This is a genomic window from Shewanella halifaxensis HAW-EB4 (genome assembly GCF_000019185.1).
Taxonomy (GTDB): domain Bacteria; phylum Pseudomonadota; class Gammaproteobacteria; order Enterobacterales; family Shewanellaceae; genus Shewanella; species Shewanella halifaxensis.
In genome coordinates this window covers 4881736-4902651 of the sequence record NC_010334.1, presented here as the reverse complement: position 1 = coordinate 4902651, position 20916 = coordinate 4881736, and the positions used below count along the sequence as shown (strand labels likewise).

General features: G+C 46.2%; 16 protein-coding genes. 2 read left to right on the top strand and 14 right to left on the bottom strand.

Annotation, left to right across the window (positions count from 1 at the left end):
* Positions 1 to 7: 7 nt before the first annotated feature.
* From SHAL_RS20770 to SHAL_RS20710, 14 genes are all read right to left on the bottom strand, one after another.
* Positions 8 to 640: a TorD/DmsD family molecular chaperone gene (locus tag SHAL_RS20770; protein WP_012279079.1), complete on the bottom strand. Its 633-nt coding sequence runs from the start codon at positions 638 to 640 to the stop codon at positions 8 to 10.
* Positions 637 to 1185 (bottom strand): 4Fe-4S dicluster domain-containing protein, encoded by a 549-nt coding sequence (locus SHAL_RS20765; RefSeq protein WP_012279078.1) that lies wholly within the window; start codon positions 1183 to 1185, stop codon positions 637 to 639. The genes SHAL_RS20770 and SHAL_RS20765 overlap by 4 nt, the downstream gene beginning before the upstream one ends.
* 12 nt (positions 1186 to 1197) lie before the next feature.
* Positions 1198 to 3399: a molybdopterin-dependent oxidoreductase gene (locus SHAL_RS20760; protein ID WP_012279077.1), complete on the bottom strand. Its 2202-nt coding sequence runs from the start codon at positions 3397 to 3399 to the stop codon at positions 1198 to 1200.
* 94 nt (positions 3400 to 3493) lie between these two features.
* Positions 3494 to 4930 (bottom strand): disulfide bond formation protein B, encoded by a 1437-nt coding sequence (locus SHAL_RS20755; protein ID WP_012279076.1) that lies wholly within the window; start codon positions 4928 to 4930, stop codon positions 3494 to 3496.
* A gap of 9 nt (positions 4931 to 4939) precedes the next feature.
* Entirely contained in the window at positions 4940 to 5107 is a 168-nt protein-coding gene (locus SHAL_RS23355; RefSeq protein ID WP_190273613.1) for a hypothetical protein, read from the bottom strand.
* 130 nt (positions 5108 to 5237) lie between these two features.
* Positions 5238 to 6200, bottom strand: a complete 963-nt coding sequence (locus SHAL_RS20750) for a LysR family transcriptional regulator (RefSeq protein ID WP_012279075.1) — start codon at positions 6198 to 6200, stop codon at positions 5238 to 5240.
* A gap of 375 nt (positions 6201 to 6575) precedes the next feature.
* Positions 6576 to 7505 (bottom strand): LpxL/LpxP family Kdo(2)-lipid IV(A) lauroyl/palmitoleoyl acyltransferase, encoded by a 930-nt coding sequence (gene lpxL, locus SHAL_RS20745; RefSeq protein ID WP_012279074.1) that lies wholly within the window; start codon positions 7503 to 7505, stop codon positions 6576 to 6578.
* Positions 7506 to 7641: 136 nt separating this feature from the next.
* Positions 7642 to 9510: a methyl-accepting chemotaxis protein gene (locus tag SHAL_RS20740; RefSeq protein WP_049763893.1), complete on the bottom strand. Its 1869-nt coding sequence runs from the start codon at positions 9508 to 9510 to the stop codon at positions 7642 to 7644.
* A 151-nt stretch (positions 9511 to 9661) separates the two neighbouring features.
* On the bottom strand, positions 9662 to 10726 hold the full coding sequence (locus tag SHAL_RS20735) for a porin (RefSeq protein ID WP_012279072.1): 1065 nt from the start codon (positions 10724 to 10726) through the stop codon (positions 9662 to 9664).
* Positions 10727 to 10878: 152 nt separating this feature from the next.
* Positions 10879 to 11844: a formate dehydrogenase subunit gamma gene (locus SHAL_RS20730; protein WP_012279071.1), complete on the bottom strand. Its 966-nt coding sequence runs from the start codon at positions 11842 to 11844 to the stop codon at positions 10879 to 10881.
* 110 nt (positions 11845 to 11954) lie between these two features.
* Positions 11955 to 12545: a TorD/DmsD family molecular chaperone gene (locus SHAL_RS20725; RefSeq protein WP_012279070.1), complete on the bottom strand. Its 591-nt coding sequence runs from the start codon at positions 12543 to 12545 to the stop codon at positions 11955 to 11957.
* On the bottom strand, positions 12545 to 13090 hold the full coding sequence (locus SHAL_RS20720; RefSeq protein ID WP_012279069.1) for a 4Fe-4S dicluster domain-containing protein: 546 nt from the start codon (positions 13088 to 13090) through the stop codon (positions 12545 to 12547). The genes SHAL_RS20725 and SHAL_RS20720 overlap by 1 nt, the downstream gene beginning before the upstream one ends.
* A 10-nt stretch (positions 13091 to 13100) precedes the next feature.
* Complete coding sequence (locus SHAL_RS20715) at positions 13101 to 15314, bottom strand: molybdopterin-dependent oxidoreductase (protein ID WP_012279068.1); 2214 nt, start codon at positions 15312 to 15314, stop codon at positions 13101 to 13103.
* 203 nt (positions 15315 to 15517) lie between these two features.
* Positions 15518 to 16483, bottom strand: a complete 966-nt coding sequence (locus tag SHAL_RS20710; protein WP_012279067.1) for a LysR family transcriptional regulator — start codon at positions 16481 to 16483, stop codon at positions 15518 to 15520.
* 554 nt (positions 16484 to 17037) lie between these two features.
* Between SHAL_RS20710 and SHAL_RS20705 the strand changes: the two genes are divergently transcribed.
* Together SHAL_RS20705 and SHAL_RS20700 are read left to right on the top strand one after the other, a co-directional pair.
* Positions 17038 to 17733, top strand: a complete 696-nt coding sequence (locus tag SHAL_RS20705; protein WP_012279066.1) for a 4Fe-4S dicluster domain-containing protein — start codon at positions 17038 to 17040, stop codon at positions 17731 to 17733.
* A 9-nt stretch (positions 17734 to 17742) separates the two neighbouring features.
* Entirely contained in the window at positions 17743 to 20778 is a 3036-nt protein-coding gene (locus tag SHAL_RS20700; protein ID WP_012279065.1) for a molybdopterin-dependent oxidoreductase, read from the top strand.
* Positions 20779 to 20916: the final 138 nt, after the last annotated feature.

Here is a 20916-nt window from a genome sequence, read left to right as displayed (position 1 = left end):
AAGCGACTTAATGGCGCTTCTCCGATAGGGGATTATCCCCTGATATTGTTGGGTTATGCCTTTGCGCTAAAAAATCGCGTAGTGTCTGGGCGTAATGGCGCCAAAATGTCATCTCGGTATGCTGTTCGATACCATAAGTAAAATCTTGATACCAACGCCCTAGGTGCTGGCTAATAAACAGTTGGGCCAGCTCGTCGAGGGCTGTTGACTCATTGTGATTTACTTGCTCCTTCTGCTGGTGGTTCAATGCCTCTAGGCAGAAGAGAAATTCCAGTTCGTTGCCAATATAGTCCGCTGGTTCATTGAGATTTTTATCAATCACTAAACCGATATTTTGGTAAAAATCAGCAACGGCAACTGTTTCTTTGGTGTTAAGTTGCGAACCAACACTGCAATAAACCGATTCGTATGGCGGTACCAGCAAACGGGTTGGCCCTACGCACATCCGATTAAAGTCACACTCTAAGTCAATGAGTGTGTTCTGACTTTTGCGGGCCTCAGCTAATAGCTCATTGTTGATTTGACTGGCTTCAAGCCAATCAATGAGTCGCTCAAGGCACTCAGGGGCTGAAGGGGTAAATAGCATCCCCTTCAAGGCCTGATAACCATTAGCGACAGAGCCAAAGTCTGCTTGGGTCATGCTCGCTCCTTAATGATCAGCATGTTCGGCTTAGTGATGCAGTTGCCATAACCGATCCCCTGTTTGCTGGCAGAGCTTTTTTGTTGCAACACTGAATGGATGCGGTCTACATCTAGGCACTCTACTGGGCAACCATCAACGCAGGCAGGCTTTAGCCCTTGATCGATAAGCTCAATACACATATTACATTTGGCGGCTTTACCGTCACTTTTTAGCATCACCACTGCATCGTAAGGACAAGCATTGACGCAAAGACCACAGCCAGTGCATTTGTCGCGATCAAGCACGACTAAGCCGTCATCGCGTACCGAGTATGCTTGAGAAGGGCAGACCATTAAACAGCCGGGGTTACCGCAATGCATACATGAGTGGCTTAGCCAAATATCTTTAGTACCGTCTTCATGTGGCACTTCGTAGCGATCGACTTTACGAAAACGGACATCTTCGGGCAGTTCGTTATGGATTTGGCAGGCAACAGTACAAGCTTGGCAGCCGATACAGTTCTCTTGTCTGAATACAAATCCAAGTTGATGTTTATTTTCCATTTAAACTCTCCTTCATGCTTTTGCTAGGTCTACACGAGTAGAGTGGTATGCAGAGCAGCCGCCCATATCGGTTAATTTGTCAGTGGTTAACGAGTTGGTACAGCCTTCGGTTCCGTTTGGGTTCATTCTCAGCCAGTTGCATTTCGGCGTCATCAATGAGCCGGGTAACACACCTTCGGTGACAATTACCACGAAGCGAGCTTCGCCACGATGGTTACTTAGCTTGACGACATCATTATCTTTAACGTCATATGTCTTGGCATCGACCGGGTTGATTTTTACGTAGTATGCTGGAATAGCGCGTATGTACTTCACGTTATAGAAGGAGCTGTTTACGCGCTGTGGTACACCGCTGGACAGTAAACGGAATGGAAGATTACGCTCTTTAGGCTCCATCTCTTCTTCGGGTAGCTGCCAGTCTAGTACTGGGTGATAACCCGCATCAGACATCAGCTTGGAACTAAACTCAATTTTGCCACTTGGTGTGTTGTATTTGCCGTCGGCCAACACCGGCTGAGGGATATCAAGTTTGATGAACTTCTCTTTCATTAGGCGCTCATAGGTTACGCCTTTGTAGTCAGGAGAGTCGGTATCAAGCAGCTCTTTGATGATGTCATCATTGCTGGCCTTAAAGACGTCATCTTCGAAGCCCATAGCTTGACCTAGCTCGCGGAAGAAGGTCCAGTTACACTTAGACTCACCAACTGGCTCAATCACCTTTTGGCATACTTGAATGTAGTAACCGTGATAATCACCCACGATATCGTCGGTCTCAAATTGACTCGCCGATGGCAAGATGATATCGCAGTACTGGAGGGAGTCCGTCATTACCATGTCGTGGCCGACGACAAACAGATCTTCACGTTTCATGCCTTCGATAACGGCATTGGTGTCAGGGGCGACGACCACCGGGTTGCCGTTATAGATAATCATGGCGTGGATAGGCTTACTTGGTTTGTCATGACTGGTTGGATTTGTTGGATGAATAGCTTTGGCTATTTCAGTCATATTAATGCGTTGAGCATCTTTGTTCTTACGCATATATTTGCCGCTGGCGATAGATTGATTTAGACCTGCACCAGCATGAATGTTGTCATAGACCAGGCCATTACCTCTTTTACCAAAGTTACCTGTAACACCAAGCAACATGGCCACAGCACGAGACATACGTGCACCATTAAAGTTACGTTGGAAACCGTATCCCATTCGCAGCATGGTTTTTTCGTTTTCACCTAGAATCTGTGCGAACTCGAACATCTTGGCTCTGGGAACACCGGTGATTTGCTCGATTTCGTCATAGCTAAGCTCGTCTAAACGCTTGAGTAGGTCGTCATAACCAATCGACTGTTCTTGGATAAACTTATGGTTAACTAGGTCTTTTTCTACCAGATACTTCATTATGCCAGCGCACAGTTGCACGTCGGTACTTGGTTTTGGCTGTAGGTACACATCAGCCTGGTTGCATAACGGTGTGCGCTGAGGGTTAACCACTAGAAACTTAGTACCATTGTCGCGTGCCTTGTTAATTAGCTTAATCGCGATGGTGTTAGAAACGGTTTCATCGTGCCCCCAGTTTAGGTAGACATCGCTCAACATGACGTCTTCTGGATCTGGACCTAAGAAAGTGCCATAGACAGACTCTAAGCCATCATAAGCTGCGTAAGTACAGACTTTACGCTCTAAAATAGAGGAGCCGATTCGATTCCAGAAACGTTCCCCCGACGCTGACATACCGATGGCACCATAGTTGCCTGAATAACTGTAAGGAAGGATTGACTCTGAGCCGTGTTCAGTAATCACTGATTTTAAGCGATCTGAGATTTTCTTATAGGCCTCATCCCAGCTAATACGACGCCATTTACCTTCACCTTTTGCCCCTACACGTTCCATAGGGTGCAAAATACGATCAGGAGCGTAGGTATACTGAACATAGGCTTGTCCTTTTAAACATGGTGCCTTACCCGTCTTGGCCTGCTCTTCGGCGCCAGAGACATAGGTCATGCGGCCATCTTGCACTCTAAACTTTAATAGGCAGCGGGCGGCGCAGTTGCGCAAACAGCTGTGATAAACAACTTCACCATTACGTTTAGCGAGTAGGTTTGAATGTGCCCCCGTTGTTCGCGCATTGGCGATACCCGGTGTTAATCCAGATAATGAGGAGAGTATCGCCGTCGCTCCGGCTCCTTGCATAAATGTACGTCTATTGATTTTCATATGTTCACTCTGCATCTATTTTCGTTAATTTAATATCTTGATTTCGCTCGCTTAGCGTTTCGCCCCTAGAGTGATTTCTGGGGGCGGAACAGCCTTATAAGCCGTAGGTTTGTAAGATGTTCTTGCCGTTAATTTGGCTAACAGTCGATACGAGTTGATCTTTAATAAGCAGCCCTTGTGGGTTGTTCACCTGAGGTAGGATGGCTAAAGGTGAGACTTGTCCATTGAGTAGGTCGAGTTGCATTATCTCGCCTGCATCGTTATTTAATATCCAAGCCTGAGCGTCTTCGATATGAATACCGCTGATCTGAGGTAGAGTCGTTAGGCCTTTAAGATTCGATTCTGCTGCTAGCGTCATATCTTGTTTGTCAAAACGTGAGACGACTAGGTTGTCTGCTAACTCATTTCGGGTGGTGACAGTGACAAATTGGTCTAATTTGTCGCTATATCCTAGTGCTAGGCTATAACTTGTCTTGGCACGAATCGTGCTGAATTGACCGCGATTAGTTTCGCCCATACCTACATCGCTTTCATTGAATCGACGATAGTTAAGTTCCCAGTTTTGCTCGGGATCTAAAATCAATTCGGCATATGCCTTGTTGAATCCCATCACCACAAGACTATTTTCGCTGGTGAAGCTGACGCCATTGAGCTTCTCTATATGTAACATGTACATACCGTCAACTTGTGCTTGAGTTAATAGCTTGAAATTACGATCTAAAATGTATACCCAGTTTTCCGAAGTCGTTAGTGCATAGAGTTTGGCATCTGCTTGATAATCGATAGCGGTGACTCGACCCTTTATCTCATCTGGAAGTTGAGTCTCATTGAGTAGGTTGAGTGTTGGGGTCGATGAGAATGTGGCCGTTGTCTGCTGCCAGTTATCGATATCTGGGTTATCTATGGCGTATGCTCCACGGGCATTAGGTGCATAGGTTGGCCAGTGATCTAATTCCCAGCTCATATACTGGGGGTTAAATGAGACTCGACCGGGGCTATCTTGGCCGATGAATGGAGCTGGGCCTGTTTGGGTAAATGCTTGAACTATGTTGCCGGCAATAACCACTAAAAATACGATAAAGGCATATTTAGGTAGAGGGTCTAACGCTTTTTTTCCATAAGCATTGTCAGGAAATTTATTACCCAATGTAAACATGAGTAGAGCGACGACGACGAGCACCATAACAAAAACAAATAATGCCCAAGTGTAAGTGTGAGCGCCCATTATTTTAAGCGAGAAACCTTGACCTATATCACTCCCTAGGTTTATCGATGTATGCACTGCCGCCATAAATGCGCCATAAACACCTAGCCATACTAAAGCGGCAATATATTTAGGTTTTAAACCATAGCGAACGGAATATAGTGCCGTTAAGGCTATAAGGATCATTGCAGTACGTTCTTGCCAACAAAATGCACAAGGGTTATCTAATAAAATAAAACCGAAGAAGAAACAGGCTATACCCACAGGAAGGGCCATAATAGCTAACGATGCACCAGAGGCTAACTTATTAAATACATGATTATTCATAATGACTCTTTAATAATTTCCGATGGGAAGAAGGATGCCCCAAGACATCATGATCCAAATGAAAAAACTCAATCCGATACAGCCAAATAAAAGTCTGTCGGCTAACTTTTCTTTTTCTGGTTTTTTAAAAACAATGTATGCTGCGTAGGCGGCAATACAAAACAATGTAAACTCCATAAAAGCCTCACTTGCTAAGTAAAATAATAGTGGTTATTAATTTGATTTTAACGTTTATTAATTCAGGTTGTTAATTGCCAGAAGGTGACTGGCAACTTATATTTATTAATGTGACGCTAGTTGTAAATGATTACTTTTCAGATGCGGTTCGCCATTCTTTTTCTAGTCCATAAACTAATTTTGATTTCACCCAGTTAAATACCGGTGAGTTATTGGTGTTACCATAAAGAATATAATTACCCACGGTACGTTGTTCGCTGCGGATCTCTTTAATACTTTTGATTATTTCGTCTGGTAAGCGTCTGCTACGAACACTTGGCATCATGTCAACAAACTCACGGGTGAAGTGATTGCAACTAAGAGTGATGCTATCGCTGACTGATAACAGCCTCATTGCGGTTGCTACGCTATCGGTATAACCATGAACATCCATTTGCAAACCTGAGTCACGGCATAAGTTGACTAATAGAGGGCAGGAGAGATCACTATAGTTATCGATCTCCAATAATGAATACTTCGATAGATTCTCTAGCGATAATGTTTCATGATGAATTGGGTGTTCTTTATTAGCTAAAATATAGATATCACCTGTCTCAGAGAATATTTCGTAATTTAATCTAGTGTCATCAAATCCTTCGTAGACAACGATGAAGTCAACGCTACCAGCAACTAAGTCTTGAGTGCAGTCATGGCTAAGTCCTCTCACATCGAATCTTATATTTGGTGCTTCTGGTGATATGTAGGTTTCAATCACTTTATGAACGGCGTAAATGAATTCATCATAAGCTCTAATAATAAAGTGTCCGCCTGATTGACTTGGTGAAAAAACAGAATGCTGGTTCTCTATTAAACGATACTGTTCAATTAACAGTTGAGCGTGCGGTATCAATTCTTCTGTTTTTTGTGTTGGAATTAACCCATTAGATTTTCGGATAAATAAAGAGTCCATGAAAATATTGCGTAAACTATTTAGCGTTCTAGTAATTGTGCAGTTTGTGACGCCCAGCTCTAGCGCAGCTAAATTGCCCTGCTTGTGTTTATAAACAGCAAGAAGAGTTTTTATTTGGCTATAGTTCAAATTATCCATTTTCATTTTGTAAACACCATGATTATCGCTTAGTCATACTATGATTCCTCATTGTTAATTCAGTTAGGATCTTTGTCACAAATATACGAGGTGAATTTTTGATTATATGAGTTGTGATGTAATTTTCAGTATGGGAAATACATGGATTTTAAAAAGTGAAATACGCTTCTTAATAAATGAAATAAACTGAATGTTAATTTAATATATGCTTATTGAAGGTTTGGTTATTTATTGTTTGTTAAACAATAAAGGGGGGGCAATGGGGGAGAGATTTAAACTTTAATGAAGTGATGGCTGGGGCAATACTCATCACTTCTAGTTGTGTTGGCGTGCTATCAGCATACCGACGCTACGGAGTTAACACGCTATTTCCTTCTCAATTTAATATAAAGAACTTTCACCATCGGGGCGATTTTTGAAGCGTCTATGCAGCCACATATATTGACTCGGGGCATCCATAATCGAGGTTTCGACAATCTTATTGATAAAGCGAGCACCTGCGTTTTCGTCCCCCTTAGGGAATTGATCTATCAACGGCTCTTTGATGGTTAAGGTGTAGTGACCATTATCGTCATTACGCACCATCACAATAGGTACAATCGCACAGTCTGAGCCTTCGACTAAGATACTGGTTCCTGTCGTAGTGCAGGCATTTTCTACCGCAAATAGCGGCGCAAATGTCGAGCGACGGCGACCATAGTCATGGTCGGGGGCGTACCACATAAACGCACCGTTATTGAGTGCTTCCAGCATAAATTTAACGTTCTTACGATGAATTAGCGTATGTCCACCACGAGAACGCCCCTTTAATTGAAAGTAGTCGAAACAAGGGTTGTTGTTGGGACGATAGACACCCATGCCAGAATTAAATAAACCAAATGCTCGGCCGCCGAGCTCTAGATTGAGTGAATGCACCGCTACTAACAGTGCGCCGCGTCCCTCTGCCTTTAGCTTGTCGATATGTTCCATACCTACAACTGTCATGTGTTTAGTCACGCGGGTTTCAGACCAAAACCAAGCCATCCCCGTTTCAAAAAGTGCCAGCCCGGTATTTTCAATATTTTGCTTAACCAGCAGTTCGCGCTCGGCATCACCCATCTCTGGGAAGCATAACTCTAGATTACGCTTAATCGTGTTGCGGCGCTTCTTCATAAGGCCGATTGCGATGCGCCCAAGAGCCTTACCCATACGGATTTGGATGGCATAGGGTAATAAACTACATAGATAACTAATGCTTACCATTAGTAGCACACCCCAATATTTGGGGTGAAGCAATGCAATTGAAAAGGTGGGAGCGGTGTACTTACTCATAACGCGGTAGTGCTTTTAGTCGATAGAAGAAAATGTCGCGCGAGTATACGTGATTGAGGCTGCTTAGGCGCTTTATATATGTGGTTTCTGAGTGATTGAAGCTGAGTTGCCGCAGCATGGCTGCGGCTAGGGTGGCTTACTTAAGCTTGAACTGGCTTACTATCAGCTCGAGTTGGTGGTTGGCCGTGGCTAAGTTGACGGTCTCTCGACTGGTATTCTCACCATTTAAGGCTAGCTCGTTAGCCATCTCGCTGATGGCCGACATATTGCGGGTGATCTCGCTCGATACTGAGCTTTGCTCTTCGGCTGCAGTCGCTATTTGAGTATTGAGATCATTGATTTGATTGACGGAGGCTCCGATTGCGTCGAGATCGCTAGCCACCTTCTTTGTGGTATCGGCGGTTTTAATGCAGGTGTTTTTAGTCTCATCCATAGAGAGTATTGCCGCATTAGAGGCTGCCCTGAGTTTATTTAGGGTAACTTCGATCTCTGCGGTGCTGGACTGAGTTCGGGCGGCTAAGGCGCGAACTTCGTCGGCCACCACTGCAAACCCACGCCCCTGCTCACCGGCTCGGGCGGCTTCAATAGCCGCGTTAAGCGCTAATAGATTGGTTTGATCGGCAATTTCACCAATCACTTTAAGTACTTGAGTAATATCGACCGTGTCTTTATCGATTTGGGCAATATTGGCAGACGTATTTTCGACCTCTTGGACCAGCTGAGCCACGGTACTGGTTGCTCGGGCTACAACCGCTTTAGACTCGACGGTCTGTTGATTGGTCATCTGGGTAAAAGAAGCGGTTTCGGCGCCATTTCTGGCTACGTCGTTGGCGGTGGCGCTCATCTCTTCGACGGCTGTGACGATCTGCTCTGTTTCTGTGGTATGCGCCGCTAAAATGGTGGTATTAGCCTCAGTTTCAGATCGTAGGCGCTCAACGCTGCTGGCGATATGGGTCGATGATTGCAACACCTCTAGCATCATCTTCTGCAGGTTCTCGATAAAGCGGTTGATGCCTTTTGAGATCTGACCTAGATCGTCATCACTCTTGGCTTCAAGACGTCGAGTCAGATCACCATTGCCCTTGGATAGTTCGGTGACCATCTCTTTGAGTGACAAAATAGGCTGATAGAGTACGAAGAGCACGCCAAGTAAAATACAGATGGTTATTGCCAGTATGATGCTAGAGGAGATAATGGCGTTGTAGAGGGCACTATTGACCGCGGCATAAGCGACAGATTTATCTAGGCCGACAAACAAGTACCACTTCTTGCCGTTAACCAAGTGGATGGCTTTTGAGAAGGCCAGTTTATCTTGGCCATCTAAGCTGTACTCCTGTCTGGCTTCATCATTAGCTAGCAGCTTGCGTTCGACAGCTCCGAGTCCGAAATCTGAAAAATGGCTGCCCGCGACTAAGGTTTTAGACTCTGAGGCTAACACTTTTCCGGTTTGATCTGTGATTAATACGACTGCACCAGGATAGTCGACCGACTTTACGATGTCGCTGAGATAGGTCAGCTCAATATCTCCCAGTACCACGCCGTCACCCAGGTTCTTCAGAATCGAGATCACATCGTGGCCGGTACCATCATCGACATAGATATCGGTGATATCGAGGTTGTTAGTGGATTTTCCTTGTTGGTACCAGGGACGAGTGCGTGGATCGTATTTCTCCGCTATTGCTTTGCCGTTTATCCACTTGTCACTGCTCTCTGTTGAGTAGGCGCTGCCGTCATCAAAGCCGAAATAGATACGGGCGACGCCACCGACATCGGTAGAGATCCGTGCAGCATTAACATAGTTATTACGGTAGCTACCCATCCGGTAATGATTAGCGAGTGCGTCAATAGCAGAAGCTTTTTCTGTAAACCAGCTTTCAATCTTGCTGGACTCATTATTGACCACGGCGCTGAGTTTCTCATTAGTGTAGGCAATGGTGCTTTGCTTGATCTCGATATAGGACAAGTAGTTTGAGATCAAAAGGCAAAGGGCGACTAGAGTCACCATTGACGCGATTAGCGATTTTCTAAATCCTAGCAATTGTTTATCTCCACGCTGTAACGCGAATAAAAGAGGCCGGGGTCGGCCCCTTAGAAGGGAGTATTAAGGTTTACGGCTAAACTTTTACGTCAGCTTATACGTTAGTTTTTACGTCAGCTTAGCCTTGCCATGTGAGATTAAAGTCGTATCTAAAACCGATAGTGATCGAGCGGTCGTCATCACGATTGTCGAAGTTTTTATCGAGATACTCTAAATGCACTCGTACATTATCGACAGGGTTCCACTCAAGCGTGGTATTGAAGCCGTCATAGTCGGCAGAGGTGTTATCGTCGATACCGTCTTTAAACTGGAAGTAACCGAGTTTGACCTTGTAGTCGTCAAAGATAGGATAGGCCAGTGCGGTGTCTAAGGTGCTGCCACTGCGATCTTTATTCATACTGCCAGCATCATAGTTGTATTGCTTATCTTGATAGCTCACGGCTAGATACAGATCATTGCTAAAGGTATAAGCCACAACTCCGCCAAGGGTATTGTCATCGCCCTCGATATGCTGGTTATCGACAGTGTTTTGGCTGACATAACCTAGACCGATATGTAGCTGGTTTAGATCGTATCCCACACCGACGTTAACCATATCCGTAGCATCCTCACCGCTATCGCCATTAAACTGTGCCCCTGCCATCCAGGTAAAATCGCCGGTGACCAGTTGGTAAGTCACGAAGTTATCGACAAAAAATGGGCTTTCATGATCGTAGCCAAAAGGACTATTAGCGTTGTTAAAGATATCCACATATTCAGCCACTAAGGTGTATTGCGCTGGGCGCTGCTTACCAATGCCGACTTGGCCGTAAGGTGAGGCGATAGCGGCATAGGCTTGGCGCGCTTTACCAAAGTTGCCAGAGTTAGCGATATCGACGCTCCATTCGCCTTGGGCGATAGCGCTCCAGCCATCGGCAAATTCGGTGCTGGCTTTAATACCGATGCGAGAGAGCGCATCACGCACATCCCAAGTTTTATCTTGATTGTCGTCGAGGTAGCTTAAGCTTGGGCGAAGTGAGCCGTAGAGGCTGACTTGGCTATTTTTAAATTGTGATGGTGCAGCGTTGTTTTCGAGTTTGGCGATACGGGCTTCAAGTTCGGCTGTTGTGGCAGAATCATCGGCATAAGCGTTTATACAACATAGGCTAACGGCAACGGCCAGTAGTGATTTCAATGTTTTCATCTATGCATTTCCCTATATTTCGGCTGCAACAAGTCGCCCTCTCTAAAAGGCTAGAGTTGGTGCAAAGCGAATAAATATTATTGGTATAAGAGCCCACCAGCAGTAGTGCTGGTGGGGGATGGTGCATTAACTAATGTTTTAGTTGGGCTGAGTTACTTCAGCTCTTTGAACCATAAGTTGTGATGCTGTTTAGCCCAGTTTTCATCGCAGTAGCCAGAGGTCATGTTAGACATGCCGCCTTCAGACATCACAGTCGCCATAAAGATATGCACAACCGAGAAAGCCGTGATGATGATGGTCGAGACGATATGCATCAGTAGCATGGTATTAGCGGTGTTTTTGGTCACCACAAAGGTTTCTGGGAACATCATGGTGAGGCCTGATATCACCATTAAGCCGCCAAACAGGGCAAATACCCAGAACCACAGCTTTTCTCCTGCGTTGGCAAAGCCCGCATCTGGATGATGTTTCTTACCTGTGTTGAGGTAACCGCCGAGTACGGCAAACCACTTAAGATCGTAGCTGGCAGGAATTTGCTTCGGTGCCCACATCAAGATCATCAACACGTAGCCTAAGATGAATGGGAACGCCATCAGCTCATGCAATCCGCTAGAGAGCCCTATAAGTGATGCCCAGCCAGATTGATTCATGCTTGGTTCGAGATACAAACGCCCACCAGATAGTACTAAACCGGTTAGAATTAAGAAGATACAGGCGATGGCTCCTAGCCAGTGCACACTGATGCTTAAACCTGACCAGCGCTTAATTCGCTTGCCTGAATAGCCGTCCTCTAGACGTGAAATACCATTTACCACGATGAAAATGATAAATAGCGTGATAACCGCAAATAGGCTGGCGTAGACCAACAACGCGATAGTATCGGTTGCGGCTAAATAGCCTAATACCACTTCGTTGGCATCTTCTGGAACGGACTCAGGTAACAGTAGCTGGGGATCCGTTGGCATACCGCGTAGTTCTGGGATATCGCCAGCAATGGCTTCGACTTTAATCGGTTGCCACTGCTGTGGCTGTAAGTTTGCCTCATCTGCCGCCATCGCTGCGGTAGAGACAAACAGGCTGATCACAATAAAACTAAGCCATTTTATTGCTCTGTTCATAGGTAACTCCTTTAGCGGCTTAAGGCCGCCTCTTTTGCTTTATCTGGCGTTTAGATACGTCATAGATAAAGTCTGATCCTGATGTGTAATAGACTGTTTTTACAGGCAGCCTATTCATGCAGTTGTTTGGTGATAAAAAGTTGCAGTTCATTAGCAAATTCTCGCCAGAAAGCCTGCTTAGCGTGCTGCTTAATGCCTTCACAGAAAGGATTAATCCACACTCCAAGGTGCTTATTAACAAACTCATCCGCCATGGCGTCGAGTTCGTTAGCCGCCTCTAGGTTATCTGCTTGTCTCTGCTCACTCGCAAGGGCGTGCACACAGTAAAGAAACTCCAACTCGTTACCGATAAAATCGGCGGGTTCATTGAATTTGTCGTCAATGACCAGTCCTATCTGCTGATAGAAGTCGGCAACCTCAACGGTTTCATCTGTGTTTATGACGTGGTTACCGCTGCGGTATATGCCCTCATAAGGGGCGACCAGCAACTTATATGGGCCTATACACATGCGGTTGAAGTCAAACTCCAGCTCCGATGCATCGTCGATAAACTGTTTCGCCTCTACTAACAGCGGACTTTGTGGATTGCTCGACTCTAGATAAGCGATTAATCCGTTTAATGCCTCAGCTTGTGAAGGAAAGAAAATCATCGATTTAAAGGCAAAGTAGGCCGTTGCCATAGGACCATATTGGTTTGTCATTATGCGCGTTCCTTAATAATCACCATGTTAGGTTTCGTGATGCAGTCGCCGTAGCCAATACCTTCTTTACTGGCAGATGGCTTCTTCAGCACCTCTTGCAAGTTGCCGACTTTGAGGCACTCTACTGGGCAACCGTGGACGCACGCTGGCTGCATACCGCGATCGAGTAACTCGACGCACATGTTGCACTTATCCGCCTTGCCATCGTCCTCACGAATGCTGACTGCAGAATATGGACAGGCGCTGGCACATAGGCCGCAGCCAGTGCACTTCTCACGATCTAGCACCACAATGCCGTCATCTCTTACGTGGTAAGCCTTTGCAGGGCAAACCATCAGGCAGGCTGGGTTTTCACAGTGCATGCAAGAGTGCGATAGCCACACATCAATTGCGCCATCATCGCGCTTAACCTCATAGCGGTCGACCTTACGGAATCTGTGGTTCTCTGGTAGCTCGTTGTGAATTTGGCAAGCTACAGTACAGGCACCACAGCCGACACAGTTCTCTTGTCTGAAGACAAAGCCTACTTTTTTGTTCATAGTCATTATTTACTCCTTAGGCTTTTTCTAGCGCGACTTTGGTCGAATGGTAAGCTGAGCAGTGGCCCATATCGCTAAACTTGTCGGTGGTCAGGTTGTTGGTACAGCTCGCTTTACCGTGTGGATCCATACGGCGCCAGTTGTTCTTAGGTGCCATAACAGTACCGCGGCCAACTTGTCCAGAAACCTGCGCAGTAAAGAATGCTTCACCTCGGTGGTTACTGAGTCTGACTCTGTCGTTATTTTTAATGCCTAACTCTTTAGCATCTTCGGTGTTGATCTTGGCCAAGTATGCTGGGAAGTTACGGATATATTTAACGTTATAGAAAGAGCTGTTAGCACGCTGCGGAATGGCAGGTGACAACATACGGAAAGGCAGCTTCTTCTCTTCAGGGATCATCTCGTCTTCGGGTAAACCGAAGTCGATAACAGGGTGGTAGCCTGCATCTTTCATCATCTGCGAGTAGAACTCGATCTTGCCACTGTCAGTCTTGTATTTGCCATCACCAAAGTAAGGGCGCTGATCATAGACGGTGACAAACTTGTCTCTGATGATCGTCTCGTAGGTGATGTTGTTGTGTCTAAATGCTGGCTCGTCGGTATCGAGGAAGTCTCGTAAGATCTGCTCGTAATCGACGCGCATCTCTGGGTGGTAGTCCAGTCCCATATGCGCGGCTAACTCTTTAAAGAAGATCCAGTTATCTTTAGATTCACCTAAAGGCTCAATCACTTTCTCTGAGATTTGCATATGATACCAGTTGTAGTCGGTACCCATATCTGGGAACTCAAACTGGGTGGTTGATGGCACGATGATATCGGCAAGTTCTGCGGTATCTGTCATCAAGAAGTCGTGTACCACAAGGAACAAGTCATCACGCATTGCACCTAAGCGACAAGCATTTGAGTCTGGCGCAACCGAGACGAAGTTACCGTTGTAGTTAATCACCGCCTTAATAGGCTTGATAGGCTTGCCGTAAGCCGTTGGGTTGGTGGGATGAATCGCCTTGGCGATTTCAGTCATGTTGACGTGGCCAACGGTGTCGCCGTTAGGGTGAATATGATCGGCGCGGCCTTTTGAGTAGTTAAGGCTGTCATCGGCCTGGGTATTATCATAGATAAAGCCGTTACCAATCTTGCCGTATTGACCCGCGACAGCGTGCATCATGGCGATGGCGCGAGACATACGTGCGCCGTTGTAGTTACGCTGCATACCGTAACCTAAACGAATGACTGACAGTTCTGATTCGCCATAGACTTTGGCAAACTCGAACATCTTTTCTCTCGGTACACCAGTGACTTGTTCGATCTCGTCATAGCTCATCTCATCGAGACGCTTCAATAGATCTTGATAATCAAGGGTATTGGCTTCGATAAACTTCATGTCGGCCAAGTCGTTCTCGACGAGGTATTTCATGATGCCCGTTGCTAAGTATGTATCGGTACTTGGCTTAGGTTGTAACCAGACATCGGCTTGCGAAGCAATTGGCGTACGCATTGGATTAACTACGAGTAGCTTGGCACCTTTATCGCGCGCTTGGTTAATAAACTTGATACCGTGCACGTTAGTGGCAGTTTCGTTTTGACCCCAAGAGATATAGCAGTTGGTGTAAATATTGTCGTAGGGATCTGGGCCTTGGTAAGAGCCAGTAACAGACTTAAGCCCTGCATAAGCGGCATTAACACACACTGTACGATCGAGCTTACGGGCACCGACTGCGTTAAAGAAACGGCTTGGTCCACCGTATTTACCGATAACGCCTTCATGCCCCGAGTAGCTGTATGGCAAAATGGCGTCAGCGCCATGCTCCTTGATGATCTGTTGTAAACGACTAGAGATTTTTGCATAGGCTTCATCCCAACTGATACGACGCCATTTACCTTCGCCTTTTTCACCCGCGCGTTCCATCGGGTGCAAGATGCGATCGGCGGCATAGGTGTACTGCACGTACGCATGGCCTTTAACGCAAGGAGATGTCCCCATTTTCTTCATCTCGGATGCGCCTTCGACATAGGTCATACGGCCATTTTGTACGGTAAATTTCAGCAGACAACGGTCGGCACAATTTCGCTGACAAGTGTGATAAACGATTTTACCTTCACGTTTAAGCATCTTGTCGGGTGCACCACCGCGCTCTGTTGCGTTAGCTATGCCTGGCATTAAGCCAGACAAAGAGCCGACAACAGAACTGGCTCCAACTCCCTGCAGGAAGGTGCGTCTGTTAATTTTCATATGTTTTCCCCATCTTGATAGTGTTAATTCACTATTTATTTTTGTAGCAAAGACGACATTAATATTGCTAAGTGAGAGCCTTGCTTCAGGCGTAGCAAGCGCTCACTCGGTTACACACGGTTTTAACTCAGGTAGAACTCCTCTAACTGCAAACTCTGGCCTCTCATCGGCGCAGAGTTCGACTTTCCCTATGGATTAATAAGCTAGTCTTCACTGGCTAGACGCCATTCTCTTTCTAGCCCACAAATTAACTTTGATTTGACCCAGTTGAACGCGGCTGAATGGTTGGTATTGCCAAATAGCACATAGTTGCCAATCTCGCGGTTTTCCCGGCGACGCACTCGGCACTTCTGTGCTAGCTCTTCCGGCAACTTGACGTAATCGATACCGGGTAACATGTTGACGAACTGACGGGTGAATTGATTACAGCTCAGAGTAATGGCATCGGTTTCACTCAATAACCGCATGGCCGACGCTAAACTATCTGTGTAGCCTTCCACTTCCATGCATAGATCTTGCTCGCGACAGAGATTAACCAGTAACGGACAACTAAGGTCGTCATAGTTATCGATCTCTAAACAGGAATAGCGGGAAAGGTTTTCGAGTGTGAGTTCTTGGCTTAGGATTGGGTGATTACGTCGAGCTAAAATATAGAGGCTGTCGGTTTCACTAAACATTTCGTAGTTGAGATTCTTACCGTTAAATCCCTCATAGACGACAATAAAGTCCATATCGCCATTGGCCAGCTCAGTGCTGCAGTCATGGGTAAGTACTCTGACATCGAATCTTAGATTGGGCGCTTCCGTTAAGATATCGTTACGCACCACTTTTTGCACCGCATAGACAAATTCATCGTAGGCATGGATAACAAATTGCCCACCCGATTCGGCTGGCGTGAACACCGAGTGTTGCATCTCTATTTTCTGATACTGCTCCACCAAACTCTTAGCCATGGGAATAAGTTGGTGAGTTTTCTCTGTGGCAACAAAACCGGAACAGCGTCTTATAAAGAGTGAGTCTTTAAATATGTCTCTTAATATCTTTAGTGTTCTACTGACACCTGAAGCTGTCATACCCAATTCATTTGCAGCCTGATGACTTTGACCGTGCTCATATATGGCAATAAATACTTTTAATTGATTGTAATTTAATTGGTCTATTTTATTCATAGTTAATCATAGGCTGGATTCATTAGTTAATATCATCTATATATGCGTTGTAATGTTCAGTGTTGCGTGTCACATTTTTAATAAGCTTATTTTTATTAGTTTGATATGGCTCTCGTGTTTTACATATTAGATTTTGCAAATCGCAGTTTGTGATATTTGCGGTGGATATATTTTTAATACGAGTATCAATGAGTTTTTATTGTAATTTTCACTCTATGTTGCGTAGGATGTCGACTCATCGCGCGCTTTCAATCTCTTTGATTTTAAAGGCTTTGCTTTTTAGGTTGGTGCTGGGTTATTTCGTGCCATGTTAAGTGTGAATACTTGAGATACATATTGATACGTTTATTTTGTGTGCAGTATTTGTTTGTAAATGTATCTATCGATTTTATTTCATAAAAAATTTAAATATTTTTCTATTGTGATCTTTAGTTGATATTCGTTTTTTAAATTGCGCCTTTGTTTATAACTTTATATTTTTGAGTGTATTTTAAATATAAAGTTTTTATAAGTGATATCAGTAATATTTACTGTGTTCATAATAAGGAATAATTATGTTGGATAGACGCTCCATATTAAAAATGGCTGCTGGTGGTGCAATGTTAACCCTCATCCCTAGTGCTCAACTTCAAGCTAAGACACCTGATAAACGATTGGCCATGGTGTTTGATGTTCGCCGTTGCACAGGCTGTCTATCTTGCACTGTGTCTTGTGCGATGGAAAATCAGACCGATGCGGGCCGCTGTCGAACTCGGGTTAATCAGGCTGCGATTGAAACTGAATTGGGGTTGGCCACACTCGCAGTTCCTAATCAATGTAATCAATGTGATAACCCCGCTTGCGTCTATGTTTGCCCAGTCGAAGCGACCTATAAGCGTAAAGAAGATGGCATCGTCGTGATCAATCATGATGAATGCATTCACTGCCAGTTGTGTGTCGATGCCTGCCCTTATGGTGCACGCCGTAAAGATGAAACTCTTAACTCTCCACCTGAGAAATGTAACTTCTGTATTCATCGTGTATCGGTAGGCTTGCTACCAGCTTGTGTGGAAACTTGTATTGGGGAAGCGCGTAACTTTGGTGATCTTAATGATCCTAATAGCAAGGTTTCTCAATTGGTTCGCGACAACAAGGTATACGCCATGTTAGCCGATGCCGGTACTAAGCCAAATATCTTCTATATCGGCTTACCGGAACAACCTAAAGATAAACAAATTTTGTCACTTAACTTCCTCGAATGGCAACGCTAGGAGCTGATAATGGATAGACGTAAATTTTTAACCCAAGCGGGCGTTGTCTCTGTCGCGGCGGCAACTGTGGGTTGTAGTGAAAAAACTCAACCAATACATCCAGTGCGTAGCCAAGATGTGAGCTGTTTTGGCCACCCCATCCCAGCAGAGTGCCAGCAAGATGCTAAGGGCGATTGGCAGCTGACACCGGGCGTGCGCACCGCATATTCACGCTGCTTTAGTTGCTACAACATCTGTGGCTTACGGGTACGGGTGGATGAGAAAAATGACAAGATTTTAAAAGTGGGCGGTAACCCATATTGTGAGAATAACTCTGGTTCACCACTGCCAATCGAGACCAGTGTGAAGCAGAGTTATATCGCGCTAGCTGGAGAGAATGGTCTAAAGAACCGTGCAACCACCTGTGCCAAAGGGGCCAGCTGCGCCGACTCTGTCGATGATGAGCGCCGTGTCACTCAAGTGCTTAAGCGTGACGGTGAGCGTGGTGAAGGTCGCTGGGTCAGCATTAGCTATGAGCAAGCGCTAAAAGAAATTCTAGAGGGGGGCGATCTGTTTGGTGAGGGTCATGTTGAGGGGCTGCGTAGCCTGCGTCAGCTTGATAAGCCAATTAAACCAGGCTTCCCTGAGTTTGGCAGTGCGGCTAACCATCTATTTGCCACCTACTGCGCCGAAGATACGCTACGTGGCAGTTTCTATGCGCGCTTTATGCAGCAGTCTTGGGGCACCAGTAACTTAGGCACTAAGCATGCCTATTGCGGCGCGGCTCAGGCGACTGGATATAGCCTAGGTATGGCGGCTGGATTTGAGGAGTGGCTCAATGATGTCGACTGGGAAAACGTCGAGTACGGCCTATTTATGGGCACCAGCCCTGGCTCTTCTGGAGTCAGTCTTAACCGCGTCGGTCGCGGTCTTGCCGACAGTCGTGTCGATAGGGAGTTTAAGTATGTGTGCGTCGATCCGCTGCTGAGAACCACTGTGGCCGCCGATACCAATGCCACTTGGTTAGCGGTAAAACCGGGCCAAGATGCGGCGTTCTCCTTTGGGGTTATTCGCACCATGTTAGAGGAGGGCTGGTTTAACAAGGTTCATCTTGAAGGCGCCAGCGAGAAGGCGGCAAAGGCCGCGGGCGAGCTTAATTTCACCAATGCTGGCCATTTGGTGGTTGTGGATCCTAAGCATCCAGACTATCGCCGTTTTGCTAAGGCGAAAGACTTTGGCCTCGGTGGCGATGAAGCTCTTATTGTTAAAGCGGGTGGCGATAAGTTTGTCTCGGCTGAAGGTGGTGATAAGGCTGAGCTGTTTGTTAGTCAAACCCTAAAAGACAGGACGGGTCGCAAGGTTGAGTTAGCGTCATCGCTTTATCTGTTACGAGATGAAGCCCAACGCACCAGCATGCAAGAGTACGCCGCTAAGTCGGGCATTAGTATCGAAGCGATGCGCCAAGTGGCTAAAGATTTAGGCAAGTATGGCCGCAAAGCTTGTGTGGCGGGTAATGGCGGTACCAACTCATCGGATGGATTCGTGATGGGCTGGATCTGGGCAACCCTAAATACGCTAGTAGGTAGCCATGATGCCAAAGGCGGTGCGATTTACGGCAATGGTCCGATTAGTGGTATGGAAGGGCGTTACGATCTTGCCAATATCGATAATGGTGTCAGCCTTGATGGTATTGTGAATGCCTGTCGAGATGGTGCCTATGAGTCGTCGACGGAGTACAAACAAAAAGTCGCGAAGGGACAAAATCCCTATCCTGCTAGCACGCCTTGGCATGAAGTATTGCCAGCTATGAATGCGGCCGAGCAATGGACCAGTCACGCCAATAACGACCCTTACCAAGCGAAGGTGTTATTTAACTGGCGTAACAACTTCCTCTATAGCGCGGCATCGATTAGCCAAGAGGTGGTCGCGAGTATCTCTGATCCTAAGCGTCTGCCACTTATCGTTGGTATCGATTGCCATATGAATGAGACTAACCGTTACGCGGATTACTTTATTCCAGACCGCTCTATGCTGGAGGAGTATGCTGCCGACCGTATGTGGGGATCGTTTATGTTAGGTGTGGTGACCGCTGCGCCGCTCGTGACTCCAAGAACCGTGAAAAATGCAGCGGGACAGCATGTATGTATGGAGCAGTTACTTGTTGATATCGCACTCGATATGCAGCTTCCAGGGTTTGGTAAAGGCGCAATAGCCCATGAAGATGGTAGCAAGGCCGATCTACTTTGCTTCGAAGACTGGCATGCAAAATATCTAGCAAACGTGGCGTCTCAGTGTGAAAACCTGCCGACAGTCACGGCTGAGGATAGGCAGTGGGCGGGGCTTGAATATGCGATGAAACCACTGACACCTAAATTAACAGCCAACGAGGCGACTGAGGTCGAGGCCTTATTGTCGCGTGGTGGTTACTATGTCGCCGATGAGCGCTATGACGGTGAATTTGTAAAAGGCGCCGAGCCTAAGTGCCTGCAGCTTTATCATGAGGCGGTAGCGCAGCTGCGTCACGCCTACTCGGGCGAGCATTATCCGGGCACTATTACTCACCATGAACATAGATTCTGGAATGGTGATAGCTGGGAAAGCCACTGGCCTGCATCTGAATACCCATTGCTGTTCTCAAGTTACAAGGCAACGGTGCGCTCAAATTATGCGGTGGCTTATAAGCGCATCGCCGAGATCAGCCCGACTAACTTCGTCTATATGCATGAAGAGACTGCAAAACAGCAGGGTCTTAAAGAGGGTGATGAGGTGAGATTAGTGACCGCCAATGGCAAGCCAGCGACAGGCTTTTTGCAAACCGACTTTGGCGTTGCACCGGGCGCTGTGTGTGTCTCTCACGGCTTCGGTCATGCTCAGGGGTTTGGCGGCGATGACAGGATCATTAACGGTGAGAAACTACCTGGACTTAAAGAACGCGCGGGTGGGGTGGCGATTAACCAGATGATCCCGTCAGACCCAACTCGCAAGCAAACTGCCAGCATGCTTAATGATTACTGGACGGGCGCGAACTGCCGTCACGGGATCCCTATTCGAGTAGAGAAGGTGTAAGCAAACTGTCGTCAGGGGCTCCCTATTAGAGTTGAAAAGCTTAGTTAGTCCAAAGAGTTGCGCCCCTGAGTTTATCGCTTTTGGGCATTATAAACCGGTTATGTAGACAGGCTCAATTCGCTTCAGCCTGCAACTTTC

What these genes read in the sequence shown, in the direction of transcription:
- SHAL_RS20755 (WP_012279076.1), bottom strand. Translation starts at nt 4,930, where the DNA reads ATGAATAATCATGTATTTAATAAGTTAGCCTCTGGTGCATCGTTAGCT.
- SHAL_RS20710 (WP_012279067.1), bottom strand. Translation starts at nt 16,483, where the DNA reads ATGAATAAAATAGACCAATTAAATTACAATCAATTAAAAGTATTTATT.
- SHAL_RS20765 (WP_012279078.1), bottom strand. Translation starts at nt 1,185, where the DNA reads ATGGAAAATAAACATCAACTTGGATTTGTATTCAGACAAGAGAACTGT.
- SHAL_RS20725 (WP_012279070.1), bottom strand. Translation starts at nt 12,545, where the DNA reads ATGACAAACCAATATGGTCCTATGGCAACGGCCTACTTTGCCTTTAAA.
- SHAL_RS20740 (WP_049763893.1), bottom strand. Translation starts at nt 9,510, where the DNA reads ATGGTGACTCTAGTCGCCCTTTGCCTTTTGATCTCAAACTACTTGTCC.
- SHAL_RS20715 (WP_012279068.1), bottom strand. Translation starts at nt 15,314, where the DNA reads ATGAAAATTAACAGACGCACCTTCCTGCAGGGAGTTGGAGCCAGTTCT.
- SHAL_RS20705 (WP_012279066.1), top strand. Translation starts at nt 17,038, where the DNA reads ATGTTGGATAGACGCTCCATATTAAAAATGGCTGCTGGTGGTGCAATG.
- SHAL_RS20730 (WP_012279071.1), bottom strand. Translation starts at nt 11,844, where the DNA reads ATGAACAGAGCAATAAAATGGCTTAGTTTTATTGTGATCAGCCTGTTT.
- SHAL_RS20720 (WP_012279069.1), bottom strand. Translation starts at nt 13,090, where the DNA reads ATGACTATGAACAAAAAAGTAGGCTTTGTCTTCAGACAAGAGAACTGT.
- lpxL (WP_012279074.1), bottom strand. Translation starts at nt 7,505, where the DNA reads ATGAGTAAGTACACCGCTCCCACCTTTTCAATTGCATTGCTTCACCCC.
- SHAL_RS23355 (WP_190273613.1), bottom strand. Translation starts at nt 5,107, where the DNA reads ATGGAGTTTACATTGTTTTGTATTGCCGCCTACGCAGCATACATTGTT.
- SHAL_RS20770 (WP_012279079.1), bottom strand. Translation starts at nt 640, where the DNA reads ATGACCCAAGCAGACTTTGGCTCTGTCGCTAATGGTTATCAGGCCTTG.
- SHAL_RS20760 (WP_012279077.1), bottom strand. Translation starts at nt 3,399, where the DNA reads ATGAAAATCAATAGACGTACATTTATGCAAGGAGCCGGAGCGACGGCG.
- SHAL_RS20735 (WP_012279072.1), bottom strand. Translation starts at nt 10,726, where the DNA reads ATGAAAACATTGAAATCACTACTGGCCGTTGCCGTTAGCCTATGTTGT.
- SHAL_RS20700 (WP_012279065.1), top strand. Translation starts at nt 17,743, where the DNA reads ATGGATAGACGTAAATTTTTAACCCAAGCGGGCGTTGTCTCTGTCGCG.
- SHAL_RS20750 (WP_012279075.1), bottom strand. Translation starts at nt 6,200, where the DNA reads ATGAAAATGGATAATTTGAACTATAGCCAAATAAAAACTCTTCTTGCT.